The organism is Roseisolibacter sp. H3M3-2, assembly GCF_029211165.1.
In the GTDB taxonomy this organism is placed as follows: domain Bacteria; phylum Gemmatimonadota; class Gemmatimonadetes; order Gemmatimonadales; family Gemmatimonadaceae; genus Roseisolibacter.
This window is the reverse complement of the sequence record NZ_JARGEK010000492.1, coordinates 1-2,816: the sequence shown is the minus strand read 5'-3', so window position 1 is coordinate 2,816 and position 2,816 is coordinate 1. Positions and strand designations below refer to the sequence as shown.

Annotated in this window: 1 protein-coding gene and 1 pseudogene; both read right to left on the bottom strand. The window is 77.7% G+C overall.

Features of this window, described 5'->3' with window-relative positions; genetic code table 11:
* Nucleotides 1–1,851 (bottom strand): annotated as a pseudogene (locus PYV61_RS23505) (hypothetical protein); the annotation flags it as partial.
* Nucleotides 1,838–2,816 (bottom strand): hypothetical protein (locus PYV61_RS23500; RefSeq protein ID WP_275836282.1); only part of this gene is annotated, 979 nt, incomplete at its 5' end. The pseudogene PYV61_RS23505 and the gene PYV61_RS23500, both read right to left, overlap by 14 nt.

Sequence of the window (2,816 nt, the reverse complement as noted above, 5' to 3'; positions counted from 1 at the left end):
ATGGGCGGCGGCACGCGCGGCGGCGGCCGTCGCGCGGTTGGTGAGCCCGATCGGCGACCCGCCGGCGCCGTTGGCGACCACGGGCGCGGTCGCGCGCAGCTGGCCCAGCACCGCCGGCATGTCGCCCTTGAACGTCGACGGCGGGAGCGCGTACGCAGCGGCCAGCACCTGCGCGGCCGTGCCGTCCACCGCCAGCGGGCGCCCCGCGTCGACGAGCGGGCGCGGCGGGCCGACGAACGCCGCGGGCCGCGCCGCGATCCCGGTGGCGAGCGCGCGCCCGAGCTGCACGCCGAAGTCCACCGGCACGCGCGTCGGCAGCGCATTGCCGAGCAGCGCCTCCAGGAACGCGCGGCGCGCGTCCCAGATCGCCTGCCGGCGCGCCGTCTGGTAGTGCAGCTGCCGCCACCGCAGCAGCGCCGCGACGATGCTCGGGCGCGCCAGCGCCATCAGGCGCCCGACCTCGAACGCGCCGGCGAGCGACAGGTCCTCGCGCCCGTCGGGGATCACGATGCGCAGCTGGTCGGCCGCGTGCGCGAGCGGCAGGCGCCCCTCGGGCGGGTCCTCGGTGGGGTGCGGCACGAGCGGGCCGCGGTACCAGATGCGCGCCGAGTCGCCGCGCCGCGTGCGGTGCGCGAGGCCCACGTGCCCCGTCTCGACCACCTCGAGCGGCGGGCGCCCCGCCTCGGGCTTCGCGTCCGCCGGCGGCTCGGGCGGCACCGTGCCGAGCAGCCCCGAGTCGACGGTGCGCATCAGCGTCTCGAAGGTCAGCGAGCCGACCGACGTGAAGCTCCAGTGCAGCAGCACCGGGAAGCGGTACACCGGGTCGAACGGGATGGAGACGTCGGGGCGCCCCGCCTTCCCGAACGGGCGCGCCATCTCCAGGTACACGTCGGCGCTCGCGTGCTTCGTCGCGTCGGCGCGCGAGAAGCCGGTGCCCGCGACGGCGGAGGTGTTGGCGACCGCGGCGTGCGTGGGGGCGAGCGGCGCGACCACCGTCCCGTCGAACGGCGCCGTCGCGCCGGCGATCGACGACGCGATCCCCGCCACCGCGGGCGCCGCGCCCATGGTGATCCGGTCGTACGCCGCCAGCTCCAGCGTCGCGCGCTCCAGCACCAGCGGCGGGAGCGTGAACGCCCTGGGCGGCGGCGCCTCGGGGAGCAGGCGGTCGAACTGCCCCTCCAGGTTCACGAGGCAGGCGAGGTACTTCACCGGCGCCTCGTTCCCCGCCGCGTCGCGTCCCGCCAGCGGGAGCCGGTTGGACACGACCACGGCGAGGAAGCCGTCGTCGTCGCCCATCATCAGCTCGGTGTCGTGGATGTCGACCTCGCGCGCGTGCGCCAGCAGCGGCACGTCCTTGCGCGTCGGGAAGATCCGGTGCACGACCGAGCGCCGCACGATCAGCGTGTTGCCGACCTCCACGTCGGGGGCGCCGTCGAGCGTCACGCCGGAGGTGATGCACTCGCCGACGGGCTGGTTGGGCTTGAGCTCCGCCTCCCCCTCGGCGACCAGCACGAGCGCGAGCCACGGCGTGCCGCGCAGCGACGGGCCGAGCAGCCGCTCCCACGGGAGGGTGCGCCGCTTGATGACCACCTGCGGCAGCCGCATCCCGTACGCCCCCTCGGTGTTGGCCGGCGGGAACGTCGACAGCACCTGGTCGGGCGGCAGCTGGAAGCGCGGCGCGCGCACGCGCAGGTGCGTGGGGAGCGGCGCGACCTTCAGGTCGTCGGCGCCGAGCGCCCCGTCGGGCCCCGACGCGGCCAGCTCCTGCCGCGCGGTGAGGCGGTAGTCGCCCGCCTCCAGCGGCGGCTCGATCTTCGAGTAGAGGACGAACTTCCCCTCACCGACGGCCATTCGTCCCTCCCTTCGTCGTGGTCGTCTTGCGGCCCGCGCGGCTGGTCTTCAGCGCGTCGGCCGGCGCCTGCACGCCGCGCGTCCCCTTCGGCTCCTCCCACCGCACGCGGCACCCGGCGCCCTCGGCGGCGAGCACGCGCCCGGCCACCGCGGTCACCCCGCGCTCGGCGAGCAGGCGCGCCGTCTCCTCGACCGTCGTCGCGCCGGCGAGCACGCCGGCCAGCCGGCGGTCGCCGCTCCCGCGCACCGTCACCGCCGCGGGCGCCGGCTTGCGCGACGCCGCCAGCGGGTAGACCAGCGCCGTGTACGCGCCGGCCATCACGATCGTCGGCGGGCGCGGCGTGCCGTCGCGCTGCCGCGCCCGGGCGGCGCCGCGCAGCGACAGCTCGATCCCCTCCAGCGACTCGCCGGCCGCCTCGGCGACGACGACCACCAGCGTGCGCGGCGCGCGCTCGAAGCGCGTCGTCACCGAGGTCGCGTCGCGCACCACGTCGGCGGCGGTCATCCACCCGAGCTGCGGGGCGGCGCGCGGCGCGTCCACGGCCAGCGTGCAGCCGGCGCCGAGGGCGACGTGCGTCCCGAGCGCGGCGACGCGCGCCTGCTCGTGCCACCCCGCCATCCCCTCGACGACGTCGAGCTGCCCGTCCGACTGCACGGCGATCAGCGCGGTCTCGGGCGGCACGGGGACCGTCGCCTCCTTCCCGCTCGGGTCGCCCGCCTCGACGTCGGCCAGCACGGTGCCGTCGCCGCGGATCATCGTCACGCGCGCGGCGCCCGCGACCACCAGCGCCGGGCGCGCCTGCGCGCGGTCGTCCACGTCGATCGCGGCGTCGGGGGACTGCAGCACCACCAGGTCGCCCGGCGGGAGCGGCGTCGCGTCGTCGGTCCGCGCGGCGCGCGCGCCGCGCCCGCAGTTCGCCGGCGGCGTCGCCAGCTCGGCGACGATCGCGTCGGCCGGGCGCGCG